This is a genomic window from Herbidospora daliensis, from assembly GCF_001570585.1.
Taxonomy (GTDB): domain Bacteria; phylum Actinomycetota; class Actinomycetes; order Streptosporangiales; family Streptosporangiaceae; genus Herbidospora; species Herbidospora daliensis.
On sequence record NZ_BBXF01000001.1, the window covers coordinates 160,267 to 180,293 of the forward strand.

The window sequence follows — 20,027 nt, forward strand, 5'->3', positions numbered from 1 at the left end:
TCACCGGGCCATCCACTCCTCGATCGCCCGCCAGGCCAGCTCCAGCATGTCGGGCCGCATCAGGTCGGAGTGGCGGCACGGCAGGCCGACCTCCGCGACCGCGCCGTCGACGTGCGGCTGCCAGCGGGGGGCGGCGGCCTCCGGGTTCTCCTTGCCCTCGACGGCGGTCAGCAGCAGCGCGTCGCCCCGGAACACGCCCGGCTCGTGGGCCCGCCTGAGCTCCGTGTTGTTGGTGAAGATCTTCGCGATCAGGAGCAGTTCCTCGTCGGAGATCCCGCCGAGGACCTCCCCCACCTCCTCGCGGAACCGCTCCGCGGTCCGCCGGAGCCTCTCCTCGGGATCGGTCTCCTGGGGCGGCCCCGCCGGTTCGGCCAGGCGCTGCTTGAAGGGGTACGCGTCCATGATGACCAGCGCGGCGACCGTCTCCCCCGCTTCCTGGAGCTGCACGGCGATCTCGTGGACGGGGATGCCGCCGAACGAGAACCCCAGCAGGTGGTAGGGCCCCGACGGCTGGACCTCCCGTATCCGCCGGACGTAGTCGGCCGCCATCTCCCGGACGTCCCCGGCGGGCTCGCCGCCCTGGAGCCCGGCCGCCTGGAGCCCGTACAGGGGGATGTCGCCGGGGACGAACCGGGTCAGCGGGCGGTAGCACCAGCTCAGGCCGGCGCCGGGGTGCACGCAGAAGAAGGGCGGACGCCCGCCTCCGGTGCGGATCGGCAGCAGACCGCCCAGCGAGTCGCCCAGGGACGACAGGCTGAGCCCGCCGATGAGCCCGGCGACGGTCGGCGCGGCGAACACCGCCCGGACGGACGTCGAGACCCCGCGTTCGGCCAGGCGGGTGACGAGCGTGACGGCCAGCAGGGAATGCCCTCCGAGGTGGAAGAAGTCGTCGTCGACCTGCACCGACGGCACCCCGAGCACCTCGGCGAACGTCTCGGAGACGAGGTTCTCCAGGGCGGTGGCGGGACCCCGGCTCACCGCCGCCCAGGCCGCCGCCGCGAAGTCGGGGGCGGGCAGCGCGCGACGGTCGAGCTTGCCGTTGCCGGTGAGCGGGAGCGCGTCGACGCCCACGAAGGCGGCCGGGACCATGTGGGCGGGCAGCCGTTCGGCGGCGTACTCCCGGAGGTTCCCGGTCTCGCCGACGACGTAGGCGACGAGCCGGTCGTCGCGGGCGACCACGGCGGCCTGCGAGACGTCGGGATGTGCCAGCAGGGCGGCGGTCACCTCGCCGGGTTCGACGCGGAAGCCGCGGACCTTGACCTGGTCGTCGGCCCGTCCCTGGAAGACCAACGTGCCGCTGGGGGTCCACTTCGCCAGGTCGCCGGTGCGGTACATGCGCTGACCGGCGTCGAAGGGCGAGGCGACGAAACGTTCGGCGGTCAGGCTCGGGCGGGCCACGTAGCCGCGGGCCAGCGGGGCGCCGGCCGCGTAGAGCTCGCCGGTCACGCCGACCGGGAGCGGGTGGAGGGCGTCGTTCAGCACGTACAGACGGGTGTTGGCGATGGGGGTGCCGAGCTCGACGCCGGCGGTCAGTTCGGCGGTGGTGACGCCGATCGTCGTCTCGGTGGGGCCGTAGTGGTTGAAGATGCGGCGGCCGGTGGCGACGAGGTCGGCGACCAGCGCGGGCGGGGCGGCTTCGCCGCCCAGCACGAGCGAGGTGGCGGGCGTCATGCGTTCGGCGCCGGTCGCGGCGGCGAGCGCGGCCAGGTGGGAGGGCACCGCCTTCAGCGCGTCGATGCGGTGGTCGGCCAGATACCGCGCCACCGCTTCGGGGTCGGTGACCGAACCGGGGTCGAGCACGTGGAGGTGCCCACCCGTGGCCAGGCTGGTGAACACGACCGTGTTGCCCAGGTCGGTGACCTGCGGCTGGAGCAGCGCGTAGCGGGTGCCCGGAATGGTCCAGCCGAGCCGGGCCGAGACCGAGGCGACGTAGTTGGCCAGCGAGCCTTGGGTGACGGCCACGCCCTTCGGCCGGCCGGTGGATCCCGAGGTGTAGATGACGTACGCCAGCGAGTCCGGCTCAGCGTCGTGGCGGGGAGGCGTGGCGGGGAGGGTGGTCAGGACCATCTCCGTGAACGGGTCGTCGAGGGCCACCATGCGGACCCGGCCCGCAGGCAGGTCGCCGAGGACGTCCTCGGTGCCGAGCACGACCCTGACCCCGCTGTCGGCCAGCATGAACGCGATCCGCTCGACGGGCAGCGTCCCGTCGATGGGCAGGTAGGCGGCGCCCGCCTTCCAGACCGCGACGACAGCCGTGATCATGTCGAGCCCGTCGGGGAAGCACAGCCCGACGACCGACTCCGGCCCCACGCCGAGTCCGGTCAGATGGCGGGCCAGCCGGTTCGCGCGGGCGTCGAGCTCGGCGTAAGTGACCTGGGCGCCGGGCGCGGTGATCGCCACCGCGTCCGGAACGGTCGCCACCTGGCGCGCGAAGGCTTCCAGGAGCGGGAGCGGAACACCGGGGGCGGCGGTGTCCGTCCAGGTGCCGAGGAGCAGGTCCCGTTCCGCCGGGGCGACCGGGTCGACCGCGTGGAGGCGCAGGTCGGGGTCGGCTGTCACGACGTCGAGCACGCGGGCGAACCACTCGCCGATCCGGCCCGCCGTGGCGGCGTCGAACAGGTCGGCCGAGGCGGTGACCGCGCCGCGCAGCCCGGCCGGGTTCCCGTCACGGTCGAAGGTCTCGGCCATCGGGAAGTAGAGGTCGAACTTGGCCGGGACCACCTCGGGACCCGACGCGCCCACCTCCGGGCGTTCCTCTCCGGCGCGTTCGGGGTTCTGCATGGTCAGCACCGTCTGGACCAGCGGGTGGCGGGCCAGGGACCGGGCCGGGGCGAGCTCCTCCACCAGGCGCTCGAACGGCACGTCCTGGTTGGCCAGCGCGCCCAGGCTCGCCTCCCTGACCCGGGCCAGCACCTGCCGGAACGCCGGATCACCGGCCAGATCGGTCCGGATGACCAGGGTGTTGACGAAGAAGCCGACGAGGTCGTTCAACGCCTCGTCGAGCCGCCCCGCCACCGCGGAGCCGATCGGGATGTCCGAGCCCGCGCCGAGCCGGGAAAGGGTCACCGCGAGAGCCGCCTGTACGGCCATGAAGACCGTCACCCCCTCGTCCCGCGCCAGCCGCACCAGCCTGCGGTGCACGTCGGCGGGGATGCGCAGCGGGACGTGGTGGCCGTAGTGGGTCGCGGTGGCCGGTCGCGGGCGGTCCGTCGGCAACGCCAGCTCGTCGGGGAGCGCGGCCAGGGCCTCGCGCCAGTAGCCGACCTGTTCGGCCAGCAGGGTCTCGTCGAGGAGGTCGTGCTGCCAGAGGGCGTAGTCGGCGTACTGGACCGGAAGGGGGGTCCACTCGGGGGCCCGTCCTTCGAGACGGGCGGTGTAGGCGGTGGTGAGGTCGCGGCTCAGCGGCGCCGACGACCAGCCGTCGCCGGCGATGTGGTGCATGACCACGACGAGGGTCTGGTCACGGCCCGATTGGAACAGCCAGGCCTTCACCGGGACGTCGGTCGACAGGTCGAAGGCGTGCCGCCGCGCCGCCGCGGCGGCGGCCGCCATCCCGTCCGGCTCGACCTGCTCCACCTCCAGTGACCAGTCGAGGTCCTCCATCGGGACGACGTGCTGGTGCGGCTCGCCGTCGACCGACGGGAAGATCGTGCGGAGCGCTTCATGGCGCTCCAGGACGTCGCGGAGGGCGGCGTTCAGCGCGGTGACGTCGGGGGCGCCGCTCAGGCCGATCGTCATCGGGATGTTGTAGGTCGGGCTGGGGCCTTCGAGCTGGCCGAGGAACCACAACCGCCGCTGCGCGAACGACAGGGGGACCCGTTCGGGCCTGGTGCGCCGGTGCAGCGGCGGACGGGTGCGGCGCTCGTCCGGCCCCGCCAGGTGGGCGGCCACTCCGGCGGGGGTGGGGTTGTCGAAGAGGGTCCACAGCGGGACCTCCGCCCCGAGGACGGTCCTGATGCGGGAGACGAGCCGCGCGGCGAGCAGGGAGTGCCCGCCCAGGTCGAAGAAGTCGTCGTCGACGCCGACCCGCTCCAGGCCCAGGACCTCGGCGAAGGCGTTGCAGAGCATGTCCTCCTGGACGGTGGCGGGCGCCCGGCCGGAAGCGGTGACCTGCTCGGGTTCGGGCAGGGCGCGGCGGTCGAGCTTGCCGTTCGGGGTGAGGGGCAGTTCGTCCAGCCTGACGAAAGCCGCGGGGACCATGTAGTCGGGCAGCCACTCGGCGGCGAACTCCCTCAGTCCCTCTGCCTGGCCCACGACATAAGCGACGAGGCGGTCGTCGCGGGCGATGACCGCCGCCTGCGAGATACCCGCACTCTTCAGCAGGACGGCGGCGACCTCGCCTGGTTCGACGCGGAACCCGCGGATCTTGACCTGGTCGTCGGCGCGGCCCTGGAAGACCAGCCGACCGTCGGGAGTCCACTTCGCCAGGTCGCCGGTACGGTACATGCGCTCCCCCGCCGCGAAAGGCGAGGCCACGAACCGCTCACCCGTGAGATCGGGACGGCCGAGATACCCCCGCGCCAGACCGAGCCCGGCGACATACACCTCACCTGCGACCCCGGGCGCGACCGGCGCGAGCCGGTCATCAAGCAGATAGATCCGCGAGTTGGCGATCGGCCGCCCGAACGAGATCGGCCCCTCCTCACCGGCGTCGACCTCACCGGCGGCGACGATCACCGTGGCCTCAGTGGGGCCGTAAGCGTGGACCAGCCGCCGGCCTTGGGCCCACCGCCGGGCGACGGACTCGGTGATGCCCTCCGCGCCGACCACGATCGGGCCGATGTGCGAGAAGTCGGCCGGGTCGAGCACGTTGAGCAGGGAGGGAACCACGCTGGCCGCCCCAACCGAGGTCAGCTCCCGCAGCAGCTCAGGCTGGGCCCGCTTGCCCTCATCGGCGACAACCAGCGTCGACCCGGTCGCCAGCGCCACCACGACATCGAGCACCGAGGCGTCGAACCCGAACGAAGCGAACTGCAACAACCCTGTACCCGGCCCCGCACCCAGAACCGGCCCGAACACCTCGACCAGGTTGACCAGACCGCGGTGACTGACCGCCACCCCCTTGGGAGTGCCGGTCGATCCGGACGTGTAGATCACATACGCCAGCGAATCCGGTTCCACCCGGGCATCCGACAACCCGCCGCTGTCCGAAAGGCCCGCTTCATCCCCGCTCCCCGCAGAGGAATCCCCGCTCCTCGCAGAGGAATCCCCACTCCCCGCAGAGGGATCCCCGCTCCCCGCAGTGGAATCCCCACTCCCCGCAGAGGGATCGCCGCTCCCCGCAGAGGGATCCCTGCTCCCCGCAGAGGGCGGAGCCGCGGAATCCCTCGTGCCGGCGAGAACGATCTCCATCCCGGCCGGGACCAGGTGGCGGGTTTCGGGACTGGCCAGCACGCACGCCACCCCGGCGTCGGCCAGCACCGCACCCACCCGCTCAGCCGGATTACCGGGATCGACCGGTAGATAGGCCGCGCCCGCCTTCCAAACCCCCACGATCGCGGTGATCATCTCCGCGCCACGCGGCAGGCAGACCCCGACGATCGACTCCGGACCCACGCCCACGGCGAGCAACCGCCGCGCCAGCCGATCCGACCGAAGATCCAGCTCGCCGTAGGTCAGCTCGCCCTCGACCGCGAACGCGTCGGGGGCCTGCCGGGTGATCAGGTCCACGATGCTCGAAGAGGGCACCTCACGCGCCGTGTCGTTCCAGCCCCGCAGAACCCGCTCCCGCTCACCCTCCTCCAGCACGTCCACCGTGTGGACCCGCACGTCAGGGTCGGCCGTCACCCGTTCCAGCACGCGGGTGAAGGCGCCGATCAGGCGTCCCGTGGTCGCGGCGTCGAACAGGTCGGTCGAGGCGATCATGGAGCCTTGGAGACCGGCCGGGCGCCCCTGGTCGTCGAAGGTCTCGCGGATCGCCACGTCGAGGTCGAACTTGGCCGGGACCAGCGCCGGGCCTTCCGGACCGGCCGGTGCGGACCGCCCGCCGGCCCGGACCTCGGGCAGGTCGAGTGAGGCCCTCTCCGTGTTGCGGACCAGCAGCGCCACCTGGAACAGCGGGTGCCGGGAGAGCGAGCGGGCGGGCGCCAGGGTCTCCACCAGGCGTTCGAACGGCACGTCCTGGTGTTCCAGCGCGTTCAGCCCGGCCTCCCTGACCCGGCCGAGCACCTCCCGGAACACCGGGTCGCCCGACAGGTCGGTCCGGATGACCAGGGTGTTGATGAAGAAGCCGACCAGGCCGTCGAGCGCCTCGTCGGTCCGCCCGGCCACGGCCGAGCCGATCGGGATGTCGGTCCCGGCGCCGAGCCGCGACAGCGTCACCGCCAGCGCCGCCTGCACGACCATGAACACCGTCGCGCCCTCGGCCTGGGCCAGTTCCGTCAGGCGGCGGTGGACGTCGGCCGAGGTCCGCATCGGCAGGGCGTGCCCCCGCCGGGACGACACGGCGGGCCGCACCCGGTCGGCGGGCAGGGTCAGCTCCTCCGGCGCCCCGGCCAGCGCCTCCCGCCAGTAGGCGACCTGGCGTGAGAGCGGACTGGCCGGGTCGGACTCGTCGCCGAGCAGGTCGCGCTGCCAGAGGGCGTAGTCGGCGTACTGCACCGGCAGCGGCGGCCATACGGGCGCCTCGCCCCGGAGCCGGGCGGCGTAGGCGGCGGACAGGTCCGCGGCCAGCGGGGCGAGGGACCATCCGTCGGTGGCGATGTGGTGCATGGCGAGCACGAGCACCTGTTCGCCGTCCGCGGCCTGGAACAGCGTCGCCCTGATGGGGAGCTCGCGTTCGAGGTCGAAGGCGTGCCACCGGGCCCGGTCGACGGCGTCGGCGAGGTCGTCCGCGCCGACCTGGACGACGTCCAGCAGCCGGCCGAGCCCGTCGAGGCCGACGACCTGCTGGTAGGGCTCGCCCTCCTGCGACGGGAAGACCGTGCGCAGCGACTCGTGGCGGCCGAGCACGTCGCGCAGCGCGGCGTCCAGGGCGCCGGCGTCGACGTGTCCCCTCAGGGGGATGGCGACCGGGATGTTGTACGTCGGGCTCGGCCCCTCCAGCTGCGCGAGGAACCAGAGGCGCCGCTGCCCGAACGACAACGGCACCCGCTCGGGACGCGCCCGCCGCGCCAGAACCGGCCGCGTGTCCGGCCCGGCCAGCAGCGCGGCCAGCCCGGCGGGGGTGGGCGCCTCGAACAACATCCTGATGCGCACCTCGGCGCCGAGCCGGGCCCTGATCCGCGACAGCAGCCGGATCGCGAGCAGCGAGTGCCCGCCGAGGTGGAAGAAGTCGTCGTCGACCCCGACCGACTCCAGCCCGAGGACTTGGGCGAACACCTCGCACAGGGCCGCCTCCCGTTCGTCGGCGGGCTCCCTGCGGGCAGCCGGCCGGTCGGGGTCGGGCAGCGCCGCCCGGTCGAGCTTGCCGCTGGAGGTCAGCGGCAGCGCGGGCAGTGCGACGAAGGCGGCGGGGACCATGTATGCGGGCAGGCGCTCGGCGGCGAACTCCCGCAGGCCCTCGGTCTGGCCGACGACGTAGGCGATCAGGCGGTCGTCCCTGGCCAGGACCGCGGCCTGTGAGATATCCGGACATCTCAGCAGAACGGATTCGACCTCGCCGGGTTCGACCCGGAACCCGCGCACCTTGACCTGGTCGTCGGCCCGGCCCTGGAAGATCAGCCGCCCGTCTGGGGTCCACTTGACCAGGTCGCCGGTACGGTACATGCGCTCCCCGGCATCGAAAGGCGAGGCCACGAACCGTTCAGCGGTCAGAGCGGGCCGGGAGACATACCCCCGGGCCAGACCGGCCCCCGCCACGTACAGCTCCCCGGCCACGCCGGGCGGGAGCGAGCTGAGGGCCTCATCCAGCACATACAGATGCGTGTTGGCGATCGGGGTGCCCAGCTCGACGTCGGCGGTCAGTTCCGCAGTGGTCACGCCGATCGTGGTCTCGGTCGGCCCGTAGTGGTTGAACACCCGACGGCCCGTGGCCACCAGCTCGGCCACCCACTCCGCCGAGGCCGCCTCCCCGCCCAGGACCAGCGAATCGGCCGGCATCAACCGCTCGACCCCCGCCACCGAGGTCAGCGCCGCCAGGTGCGAGGGCACGGCCTTGAACGCGTCGATGCGATGCTCGGCCAGATACGCCGCCACCGCCTCCGGATCGGTGACGTCTTCAACATCCAGGATGTGCAACATGCCACCGGTCGCCAGGCTGATGAACACCACCGTGTTGCCCAGGTCGGTCACCTGCGGCTGAAGCAGCGCATACCGGGTGTCCGGCTCACTCCAGCCCAGCCGGGCCGAGACCGAGGCGACGTAGTTGGCCAGCCCCGCCTGGGTAACCGCCACCCCCTTCGGAGTCCCGGTCGAACCTGAGGTGAAGATCACATAAGCCAGATCGCCGTCACCTTCTGGCAGGTCCCCGGCTTCCGGAAGGTCGGACAGGTCGTCCAGCACGATCTCGACCCGGGCGTCGGCCAGCATCGCCTCCACCCGCGAGACGGGCAATTCCGGATCGATCGGCAGGTAGGCGGCCCCGGCCTTCCACACGCCCAGAATCGCCGCGATCATGTCCGCGCCACGCGGCAACCGCAACCCCACCACCGCCGCACCCGCCACCCGGACCGCGACCCTCCGCGCCGACTCGTCGAGCTGCCGATAGGTCAGCTCGCGACCGCCGGCGACCACGGCCACCGCGTCCGGACGCAGCGCCACCTGCCGCTCGAACAGCCGCAGCACCGGCTCCGCCACCCCATCGGAAGCGGTGTCGTTCCAGGTGCTCAGGAGCGCACGGACCTCGTCACCGAGGACGTCCACGGCACGTAATGCCAGGTCAGGAGAGGCCGACAGGGCCTCGGTGACGTTCTCGGTCGCGACCCGCATGAGCGACCCGACAGCCTCGCCGTCGATTCCGGCGGCCGCGAGGATGCTCAGGCTGAGTCCGTCCGCGCCCCGGTCGTTGACCGAGACGGTCAGCGGATAGCTGTTCTGGACGCGGGTCAGCACGTTGCGGATCCCCGGCACCTCCGGCTGCCGTTCGTCCCGTTCGCCGCCCTGACCGGCGAAGCGGTAGTTGAGCAGCGAGGTGAACAGCGGGGTGTTGCCCTCCAGGCCCGCGGCCTGCTGGGCCAGGGCCAGCGGCGCGTGCTCGTGTTCGAGCAGACCGGCCAGTTGCGCCCGCATCCCCTCCACGGCCTCCCTGATCCCGACACGACCCGAACGCACCCGCACCGGAAGGGTGTTGATGAACGGCCCGACCACCCGATCAGAACCCTCACCCGCGTTCATCCGCCCGAACAACACCGTGCCGAACACCACGTCGTCCCGGCCCGACACCACCGACACCACCCGCGCCCACGCCACATGCATGATCGTCGCCACGCTCACGCCGAGGTCACGGGCCCTCTCGCGGAGCGCCGCGACGGTCTCGTCGGGGATGGTGACCAGCGACGACGTCGCGTCAGCCCCGTCGCCGTGCACGTCGAGCACCCCATAGGGGGCGGTCGTGCCGGTCACGCCGCCGAGGAGGGTGGCGAAGAAGCGCTCGTGCTCCTCGCGGGAGACCCCGTCGCGGGCCTGGGCCACGAAGTTGCGGAAGGGCAACGGCGCGGCCAGCCGGCCGGGCTCGCCGGAGAGGACCGCGCGGAGCTCTCTGACCAGCACGTCCAGGCCCTGGTGGTCGGAGACCATGTGATGCATGCGCAGCAGGCCGAGCAGGCGGCCGTCGGCGGTCTCGGCGACGTGGAGGTCCATGAGGGGAGCGCGGCCCAGGTCCATCGCCGAGCCCACGGCCTCGACGAGGGTGACGCCCGACTCCTGGCGGTCGTGCTCGACGACCTGGAGCTCGGCGTGACGCCTCACCACCTGGACGGGTTCACGCAGGCCGTCCCAGACGATGCCGGTCCGGTAGATGTCGTGCCGGGCCACCACCTGGCGCAACGCGTCGGTGAACGCGTCGAGGCGGTCGCGGGAGTCGAACTCCAGAACCTGCTTGCGCACATAGGCGTCGACGCCGTCTCCGGCGAGGAGGTGGTGGAAGAGCATGCCCTCCTGGAGCGGGGCCAGCGGATAGACGTCCTTCACGTTGGCCGCGCCGCCCTCGGCCGAGGCGACGACCCGGTCCAGCTCCGCCTCGGTCAGGTCGACCAGCGGGAGCATGTCCGGGGTCAGGCGGATGGCGTCCTCGGGGATCCGGTTGGCGGGGACCTCGACGGCGGTCGTGGCCGCCGCGCGCGCCAGTCCCGCCGGGGTCGGCGACTCGAACAGCGCCCTGACCGACACCGGCACACCGCGCTGCCGGAGCGCCTCCACGAGCCGGACCGCCAGCAGGGAGTGCCCGCCGAGGCGGAAGAAGTCGTCGTCGACACCGACCCGTTCCAAGCCCAGCACCTGGGCGAACGCGGCGCACAGCACTTCTTCTCTGACGGTGGCGGGAGCGCGTCCCCCGCCGCTTGCGAACTCGGGAGCGGGCAGGGCCCGGCGGTCGAGCTTGCCCGAGGCGGTCAGCGGAAGCTCGTCCAACGTGACGAAGGCGGTGGGGACCATGTAGGCGGGCAGGCGCTCGGCGGCGAACTCCCGCAGCCCCTCCGTCTGGCCGACGACATAGGCGATCAGGCGGTCATCGCTGGCCAGGACCGCAGCCTGTGAGATATCCGGATATCTCAGCAGAACGGATTCGACCTCACCGGGCTCGACCCGGAACCCGCGCACCTTGACCTGCTCGTCGGCCCGGCCCAGGTACACGAGCCGCCCGTCGGTGGTCCACTTCGCCAGGTCGCCGGTACGGTACATGCGCTCCCCCACCGCGAAGGGCGAGGCCACGAAGCGCTCTGCGGTGAGGGCCGGGCGGGACACATAGCCCCGCGCCAGACCCAGGCCGGAGACGTACACCTCCCCGGCCACGCCGGGCGGAAGCGGGCTGAGGGTGTCGCCCAGCACGTACAGGCGGGTGTTGGCGATCGGACCACCGAGCACCACCCCGCCGGTCAGTTCGGCGGTGGTGACGCCGATGGTCGTCTCGGTCGGCCCGTAGTGGTTGAACACCCGCCGGCCCGTGGCCACCAGCTCGGCCACCCACTCCGCCGAGGCCGCCTCCCCGCCCAGGACCAGCGAATCGGCCGGCATCAACCGCTCGACCCCCGCCACCGAAGTGAGCGCGGCCAGATGCGAGGGCACCGCCTTGAACGCATCGATGCGATGCTCGGCCAGATACGCCGCCACCGCCTCGGGATCGGTGACGGCTTCCTCATCCAGGATGTGCAACATGCCCCCGGTGACCAGGCTGATGAACACCACCGTGTTCCCCAGGTCGGTCACCTGCGGCTGAAGCAGCGCATACCGCGTGCCCGGCTCACTCCAGCCCAGCCGGGCCGAGACCGAGGCGACGTAGTTGGCCAACCCCGCCTGGGTGACCGCCACCCCCTTTGGAGTCCCGGTCGAACCAGAGGTGAAGATCACATAAGCGAGATCGCCGTCACCTTCTATCAGGTCCCCGGCTTCCGGAAGGTCGGACAGGTCGTCCAGCACGATCTCCACCCGGGCGTCGGCCAGCATCGCCTCCACCCGCGAAACGGGCAATTCCGGATCGATCGGCAGATAGGCGGCCCCGGCCTTCCACACGCCCAGAATCGCCGCGATCATGTCCGCGCCACGCGGCAACCGCAACCCCACCACCGCCGCACCAGCCACCCGGACCGCGACCCTCCGCGCCGACTCGTCGAGCTGCCGATAGGTCAGCTCGCGACCGCCGGCGACCACGGCCACCGCGTCCGGACGCGCCGCCGCCTGCCGCTCGAACAGCCGCAGCACCGGCTCCGCCGCCACGTCGGAAGCGGTGTCGTTCCACTCGTGCAGGACCTGACGGCGCTCGTCCGGGTCGAGCACGTCGACCTCGTGGAGCCGGACTCCCGGCGCGGCCGTGACCTGGTCGAGCACGCGGGCGAACCGCCCGGCCACGGTCGCGGCCGTGCCGGCGTCGAACAGGTCCGTCGAGGCGGTCAGCGATCCCCGCAGCCCCGCGGGCCGGCCCTTGTCGTCGAAGAGCTCGCTCAAGGACAGGTCCAGGTCGAACTTGGCCGTCGCCGTCCGCGACTCGGCCGGGGCGGCGCCACCCCGCACGCCCGGCATGCTCAACGCCGTCCGTTCGATGTTCTGCAGGGTCAGCATCACCTGGAACAAGGGGTGCCGCGACAACGAGCGTTCCGGGGCCAGTTCCTCCACGAGCCGCTCGAACGGCACCTCCTGGTGGGCGAGGGCGTCGAGGCTCGCCGTCCGTACACGGGCGAGGATCTTGCGGAACTCGGGGTCGCGGGACAGGTCGGTGCGGATCACGAGCGTGTTGACGAAGAAGCCGATCAGATCGTCGGCGGCCTCGTCGGTGCGTCCGGCGACGGCCGCGCCGATGGGGATGTCCGTGCCCGCGCCCAGACGCGACAGCGTCACGGCCAGCGCGGCCTGGACGACCATGAAGACCGTCGCCCCCTCGGCGCGTGCCACGTCCACGAGCCGGCGGTGCACCTCCGCCGGGAGGTTCAGGGGGACGCGGTGCCCCAGGTGGCCGGTCACGGGCGGGCGCGGGCGGTCGGCGGGCAGCCGGAGCTCCTCCGGAGAGCCCGCCAGGACGCGCCGCCAGTGGCCGACCTGGGACGCGAGCAGGTCCTCGGTGAGGAGATCGCCCTGCCAGAGGGCGTAGTCGGCGTACTGGACCGGGAGTGGCTCCCATTCGGGTGCGCGGCCCTCCACCCGGGCGGCGTAGGCGTGGGAGAGGTCGCGGGCCAGCGGGCGCATCGACCAGCCGTCGGCGGCGATGTGATGCAGCACCAGCACCAGCGTGTGCTCCCCGTCGCCGGTGAACAGCGACGCCCTGATGGGGATCTCGGCCGACAGGTCGAAGGCGTGCTCGCGGGCCGCCGCGACCGCCCCGGGGTCGAAGGGCTCCACGTGCAGCGCCCAGTCGAGCTCCGCCGGGTCGAGGATGTGCTGATACGGCTCGCCGTCGACCGCCGGGAAGACCGTCCGGAGCGACTCGTGGCGGGTGACGACGTCGCGCAGGGCGGCGTCCAAGGCGGCCACGTCCAGGTCACCGGCCATGGGGATGGTCGTGGGCATGTTGTACGTCGGGCTCGGCCCGTCGAGCTGCGCGAGGAACCACAACCGGCGCTGGGCGAACGACAGCGGCACGCGCTCCGGCCGCGTCCTCGCCCGCAGCGGTGTCCGGGCCGGTTCGGCCTCGGCCAGGTGGGCGGCCAGTTCGGCCACCGTGGGGGCCTCGAAGACCGCGTGGAGGGGGATCTCCGCGCCCAGCACCACCCGGACGCGTGACACCAGCCGCACGGCGAGCAGCGAGTGGCCGCCGAGGGCGAAGAAGTCGTCGTCGACGCCGACCGACTCCAGCCCGAGGACGTGGCAGAAGGCGCCGCAGAGCAGCTCCTCCCTGACGCCGGCGGGCGCGCGGCCCTCCCGGGGCGCGGTTCCGGGCGCGGGGAGCGCGCGGCGGTCGAGCTTGCCGTTCGGGGTGAGCGGCAGCGCGTCGAGGGTGACGAAGGCGGCGGGCACCATGTAGTCGGGCAGCCGCCGTGCGGCGAACTCGCGCAGGCCGTCGGTCTCGCCGACGACGTAGGCGACGAGCCGCTCGCCGTGGGCGGCCACGGCGGCCTGCACCACCGCGGGCGAGGCCAGGAGCACGGCCTCGACCTCGCCGGGCTCCACCCGGAAACCGCGGATCTTGACCTGCTCGTCGACCCGGCCGGCGAACACGAGCCGCCCGTCGGGGGTCCACTTCGCCAGGTCGCCGGTACGGTACATGCGCTGCCCGGCGTCGAAGGGCGAGGCGGTGAACCGCTCCGCGGTCAGCCCGGGGCGGCCGACGTAACCCCGCGCGAGGGGTGTGCCGGCGACGTACAGCTCGCCGGCGACGCCGGGCGGGACCGGCCGCAGGTCCTCGTCCAGCACGTACGAGCGGCTGTTGGCGATCGGCGTGCCGATGACCGGTTCGGCGCCGGGTTCGAGCGGCGGCGACATCGACGCGCACACCGTCGTCTCGGTCGGACCGTAGGCGTTCACGAACCGGCGTCCCGCCGACCACCTGGCCGCCAGACCAGCGTCGATCGCCTCTCCGGCCGAGACGAGGGTGGTCACCGAGGCGAGGTCCTCCTCTCGGAGGGTGCCGAGCACGGCCGGCGGCAGGGTCGCGTGCGTCACCCCCGACAGATCACCGGTCAGCACCTCGTCGGTGGACGTCATGACCAGCGTCGCGCCCGAGCACAAGGCCATCACGATCTCGGATACCGCCGCGTCGAACCCGATCGACGCGAACTGCAGCACCCGCGAACCCGGCGTCACCGCGAAATGGTCCATCTGCGCGACGGCCAGGTTCACCAGCCCGGAGTGCTGGACTGACACGCCCTTGGGCGTCCCGGTCGAGCCCGAGGTGTAGATCACGTACGCCGCCGACGCGGGCAGCGGCCCGCCCAGGTCGGCCGAGGCGTCGCCGATCTCGTCGAACCAGACGACGGGGCCGGTCAGGGCCGCGCCGGTGTCCCTGGCCGCGACGACCAGCGACGCCCTGCTGTCGGCCAGCATGAACCCGATCCGCTCGGGCGGCAGATCCGGGCCGATCGGCAGATAGGCCGCGCCCGCCTTCCACACGCCCAGGATCGCGGTGACCAGGTCGAGGCCGCGCGGCAGGCACAGGCCCACCACCGTTTCGGGGCCCGCGCCCGCGGCGCGCAGGTGCCGGCCGACGCGGTCGGCCGCGGCGTCGAGTTCGGCGTAGGTCAGCGTGGCGTCTCCGGCGGCGACCGCGACCGCCTCGGGGACGGCCGCCACCCGCCGGGCGAACAGGTCGAGGACGGTCCCGGCCGGGAGCGTGGTCCCGGGGCCGTTCCAGGCGCGCAGCAGCAGGTCGCGGTCGGTGTCGTCGAGGACGTCCACGGTCCGGAGTTCGCGGTCGCCTGGCAGCGCGGCGAGGAGGTTCTCCAGCGTGACGAGGACCAGCCGGGTGACCATGTCGGCCGCGACGTGGCCGCCGGCGTTGACGTTGACGCTCAGGTCGCCGGTGCCGGGGTCGTTGACGGCCACGCTCAGCGGATAGTTGGTGTGCTCGTGGGTGCTGAGGGTGCGGACGCCGGTGACCTCCCCGCCCTCGGCGCGCTCGGTCCGCCCGCCGCCGGTGTGGCGGTAGTTGAACAACGACGTGAAAAGAGGGGTTCCGCCCTCGAGTCCGGCCGCCTGCTGCGCGAGGGCGAGGGGCGCGTGCTCGTGTTCGAGCAGGGCCGCGAGTTGGGCCCGCATGTTCTCCACGGCCTGTTTCGTTCCGGTACGGCCGGATCGCACCCGTACCGGAAGGGTGTTGATGAACGGGCCGACCACCCGATCGGAGCCCGCGCCCGCGTTCATGCGCCCGAAGAGCACCGTGCCGAAGACGACGTCGTCGCGGCCGGAGACGGCGGCCAGCACCCGCGCCCAGACGACGTGCATGATCGTCGCCGTCGTCACGCCGAGCCGCCGCGCCGCCTCCCGCAGCGCGGCGGCCGTCTCGCGCGGCACGGGGACCAGCGAGGTGGTCATGCCGCTGCCGTCGCCGTGCACGTTCATCAGGCCGAACGGCGCGGTCGGCTCCGTCACGCCGTCGAGCAGCGCGGCGAAGAACTCCTCGTGCGCCGCCCGCGAGACACCGCCACGCGCCTGCGCGACGAAGTCGCGGAACGGCGGGGCGGGGGCCGGTTCCCCGCCCCCGAGGACCGTCCGCAGATCCCTGACCAGCACGTCCATGCCCTGGTGGTCGGAGACCATGTGGTGCATCCGCAGTACCCCCAGCCAGCGGCCGTCGGCGGCGGGGGCGACGTGCAGGTCGGTCAGCGGAGCCCGGCTCAGGTTCATGGCGGTGCCGACGAGCTGGGCCAACGCCTCGCCCGACTCCTGTGGCGCGTGTTCGGCGACCGGCAGGTCGGCGTGCCGCCACACGACCTGGACGGGCTCGCCCAGACCGTCCCAGACGACGCCGGTGCGGTAGATGTCGTACCGGTCCACGACCTGGCGCAACGCCGCGGCGAAGGCGTCCACCCTGGTTCTGGAGTCGAACTCCAGAACGTGGACGGTGACGTAGGCGTCGACGCCGTCGCCGGCCAGCAGGTGGTGGAAGAGCATGCCCTCCTGGAGGGGGGCCAGCGGGTAGACGTCCTTGACGTTGGCCGCGCCGCCGTCGACCGAGGCGACGACCCGGGCGAGTTCGGCCTCGGTGAGGTCGACCAGCGGGAGCATGTCCGGGGTGATGTGCTCCGCGTCCTCGGGGATGCGGTTCGGGGGAACCTCGATCGCGGCGCTGCCGGTGGTCAGGGCCAGGCGGGCGGGGGTGGAGGCTTCGAAGAGCGCCCGGACGAGGACCTCGACGCCGCGCTGCCTCAGGAGTTCGACGAGGCGGACCGCCAGCAGGGAGTGCCCGCCCAGGCGGAAGAAGTCGTCGTCGACGCCGACCCGCTCCAGGCCCAGGACCTCGGCGAACGCCGCACAGAGGATCTCCTCCCTGAGGGTGGCCGGGGGACGGCCCTGGCCGGGGGCGAACTCGGGGTCGGGCAGGGCGCGGCGGTCGAGCTTGCCGTTGGGAGTGAGGGGGAGCTCGTCGAGCGTGACGAAGGCGGCGGGGACCATGTAGTCGGGCAGCCGCTCGGCGGCGAACTCCCTCAGGCCCTCCGCCTGGCCCACCACATAAGCGACCAAACGGTCGTCGCGGGCGATCACGGCAGCCTGCGCGACCTCCGGATTCTTCAGCAGGACGGCGGCGACCTCGCCCGGTTCGACGCGGAACCCGCGGATCTTCACCTGGTCGTCGGCGCGGCCCTGGAAGACCAGCCGGCCGTCCGGGGTCCATTTCGCCAGGTCGCCGGTGCGGTACATGCGCTGGCCGGCGTCGAAAGGCGAAGCCACGAACCGCTCACCGGTGAGATCAGGGCGGCCGAGATACCCTCGCGCCAGACCGAGCCCGGCGACATAGACCTCACCCGCGACCCCCGGCGGAACCGGCGCGAGCCGGTCATCGAGCAGATAGATCCGCGAGTTGGCGATCGGCCGCCCGAACGAGATCGGCCCCTCCTCATCGGCATCGACCTCCCCGGCCGCGACGATCACCGTGGCCTCAGTCGGGCCATAAGCATGCACCAGCCGCCGACCTTGAGCCCAGCGGCGGGCGACGGACTCGGTGATGCCCTCCGCGCCGACCACGATCGGGCCGATGTGCGAGAAGTCGTCCGGGTCGAGCACGTTGAGCAGCGAGGGGACCACACTGGCCGCCCCGACCCCGGTCAGGTGCTTCAGCGCCTCCGGCTGGCGGCGCTCCTCTTCGCCCGGCACCCACAGGGTCGACCCGGTGCCGAGGGCCACCACCACGTCCAGCACCGAGGCGTCGAACCCGAACGAGGCGAACTGCAACAACCCTGTACCCGGCCCCGCGCCCAGAACCGGCCCGAACACCTCGACCAGATTGACCAGACCGCGGTGACTGACCGCCACCCCCTTCGGAGTGCCGGTCGATCCGGACGTGTAGATCACATACGCCAGCGAATCCGGCTCCACCCGGACACCCGACAACCCGCCGCTGTCCGAAAGGCCCGCCTCATCCCCGCTCCCCGCAAAGGGATCCCTGCTCCCCGCAGAGGAATGCCCGCTTCCCACAGAGGAATCCCCGCTTCCCGCAAAGGGATCCCCGCTCCTCGCAGAGGGATCCCCGCTCCCCGCAGAGGGCGGAGCCGCAGAATCCCCCGTGCTCGTGCCCGCGAGAACGATCTCCACCCCGGCCGGGACCAGATGCCGGGTTTCGGGACAGGCCAGCACGCACGCCACCCCGGCATCGGCCAGCACCGCACCCACCCGCTCAGCCGGATTACCAGGATCAACCGGCAGATAAGCCGCGCCCGCCTTCCAAACCCCCACGATCGCGACGATCACCTCCGCGCCACGCGGCAGGCACACCCCCACGATCGACTCCGGACCCACACCCACAGCGAGCAACCGCCGGGCCAGCCGGTCCGACCGGCGATCCAGCTCCCCATAGGTCAGTTCACCCTCGACCGCGAACGCGTCAGGGGCCTGCCGGGAGATCAGGTCCACGATGCTCGAAGAGGGCACCTCGCGGGCCGTGTCGTTCCAGCCCCGCAGGACCCGCTCCCGCTCACCCTCCTCCAGCACGTCCACCGCGTGAACCCGCACGTCAGGGTCGGCCGCCACCCGCGCGAGCACCGCCGCGAAGCGGCGGGCGAGCAGTTCGGCGGAGTCGGTGTCGAACAGGTCCACGGCCGCGTTGACCGCGCCGCGCAGCCCGGCGGGACGGCCGTGCTCGTCGAAGGTCTCCACGAGGGCCACGTCGAGGTCGAACTTGGCGGTCGACGGGCCGCCCACGTCGGTGCGGTCGTCGGCCGGTTCGGCGCGTTCGATGTTCTGCATGGTCAGCATGACCTGGAACAGCGGGTGCCGGGCGAGCGATCGGACCGGCGCCAGGGTCTCCACCAGGCGTTCGAACGGCACGTCCTGGTTCGCGAGCGCCCCCAGGCTCGCCTCCCTGACCCGGCCGAGCACCTCCCGGAACAGCGGATCGCCCGACAGGTCGGTCCGGATGACCAGGGTGTTCACGAAGAAGCCGACCAGGTTGTCGAGCGCCTCGTCGGTCCGGCCGGCCACGGCCGTGCCGATCGGGATGTCGGTCCCGGCGCCGAGACGCGACAGCGTCACCGCCAGCGCCGCCTGGACGACCATGAACACCGTCGCCCCCTCGGCGCGGGCCAGGTCGGCCAGCCGTTCGTGCGCCTCGGCGGGGATCCGCACGGGGGTCGCGTGTCCGGCGTGGGTGGCGACGGGTGGGCGCGGACGGTCGACCGGCAGGGTCAGTTCCTCGGGCGCGCCCGACAGCGCGTCGCGCCAGTAGCCGATCTGGTCGGCCAGCAGCTCGTCGTCGAGGAGTTCCCGCTGCCAGAGGGCGTAGTCGGCGTACTGGACGGGGAGGGGGGTCCATTCGGGGGCCCGGCCTTGGAGGCGGGCGGCGTAGGCGGTGGCGACGTCGCGGCTCAGCGGGCCCATCGACCAGCCGTCGCCCGCGATGTGGTGGATCACCACGACCAGGGTCCGGCCGCCGAACAACCACGCCCGGATCGGGATCTCGTCCGCCAGGTCGAAGGTGTGGGAGGTCGCCAGGGCCACGTCCTGCGAGTCCTCCCGTTCAAGGGCCCAGTCCAGGTCGTCGAGGTCGAGGACGCGCTGGTAGGGCTCGCCGTCCACCGACGGGAAGACGGTGCGCAGCGACTCGTGCCGGCCGATCACGTCGCGCAGGGCCGCGTTCAGCGCGGTGACGTCGGCGTCGGCGGGGAGGCGGACCGGGATCGGGATGTTGTACATCGTGTTCGGCCCGTTGAGCTGGGTGAGGAACCACAGGCGCCGCTGCGCAGGCGAGAGCGGGACCCGCTCGGGGCGGTGTCCCGCCCGTACCAGCGGCCGGGCCGCTCCGGCGCGCGGCAGCCGCACGGCGAGCTCGGCCGCGGTCGGCGACTCGAACAGGGTGCGCAGCGGCAGTTCCACGCCGAGTGTGGCGCGGATGCGCGACACCAGCCGCACGGCGAGCAGCGAGTGCCCGCCCAGATCGAAGAACCCGTCGTCGACCCCGACGCTCTCCAGGCCGAGGACGTGCGCGAACGCGGCGCAGAGCAGCTCCTCCGTGAGCGTCGCCGGCGCCCGGCCCGTCCCGGCCGCGAACTCGGGGGCGGGCAGGGCGCGGCGGTCGAGCTTGCCGTTCGGGGTGAGCGGCAACTCGTCGAGCACGACGAACGCCGCCGGCACCATGTAGTCGGGCAGCCGCTCGGCCGTGAAATCCCGCAGGCCCTCGGTCTCGCCGACGACATAGGCGACCAGGCTGTCGTTCCGGGCCACGACCGCCGCCTGCGAAACACCCGGAGATCTCAGGACGACGGCGGCGACCTCGCCGGGCTCGACCCGGAACCCGCGCACCTTGACCTGCTCGTCGGCCCGGCCCAGGAAGACGAGCTGACCGTCGGGGGTCCACT

Annotated in this window: 1 protein-coding gene (running past one end of the window); it reads right to left on the bottom strand. The window is 72.7% G+C overall.

What is annotated here, in order from left to right; genetic code table 11:
• On the bottom strand, positions 1-20,027 hold the 3' portion of the coding sequence (locus tag AW274_RS42515; RefSeq protein ID WP_269750539.1) for a non-ribosomal peptide synthase/polyketide synthase. 5,515 nt of this gene lie beyond the right edge of the window; the window shows 20,027 of its 25,542 coding nt (coding positions 5,516-25,542); its start codon lies off the right edge, out of view; its stop codon occupies positions 1-3.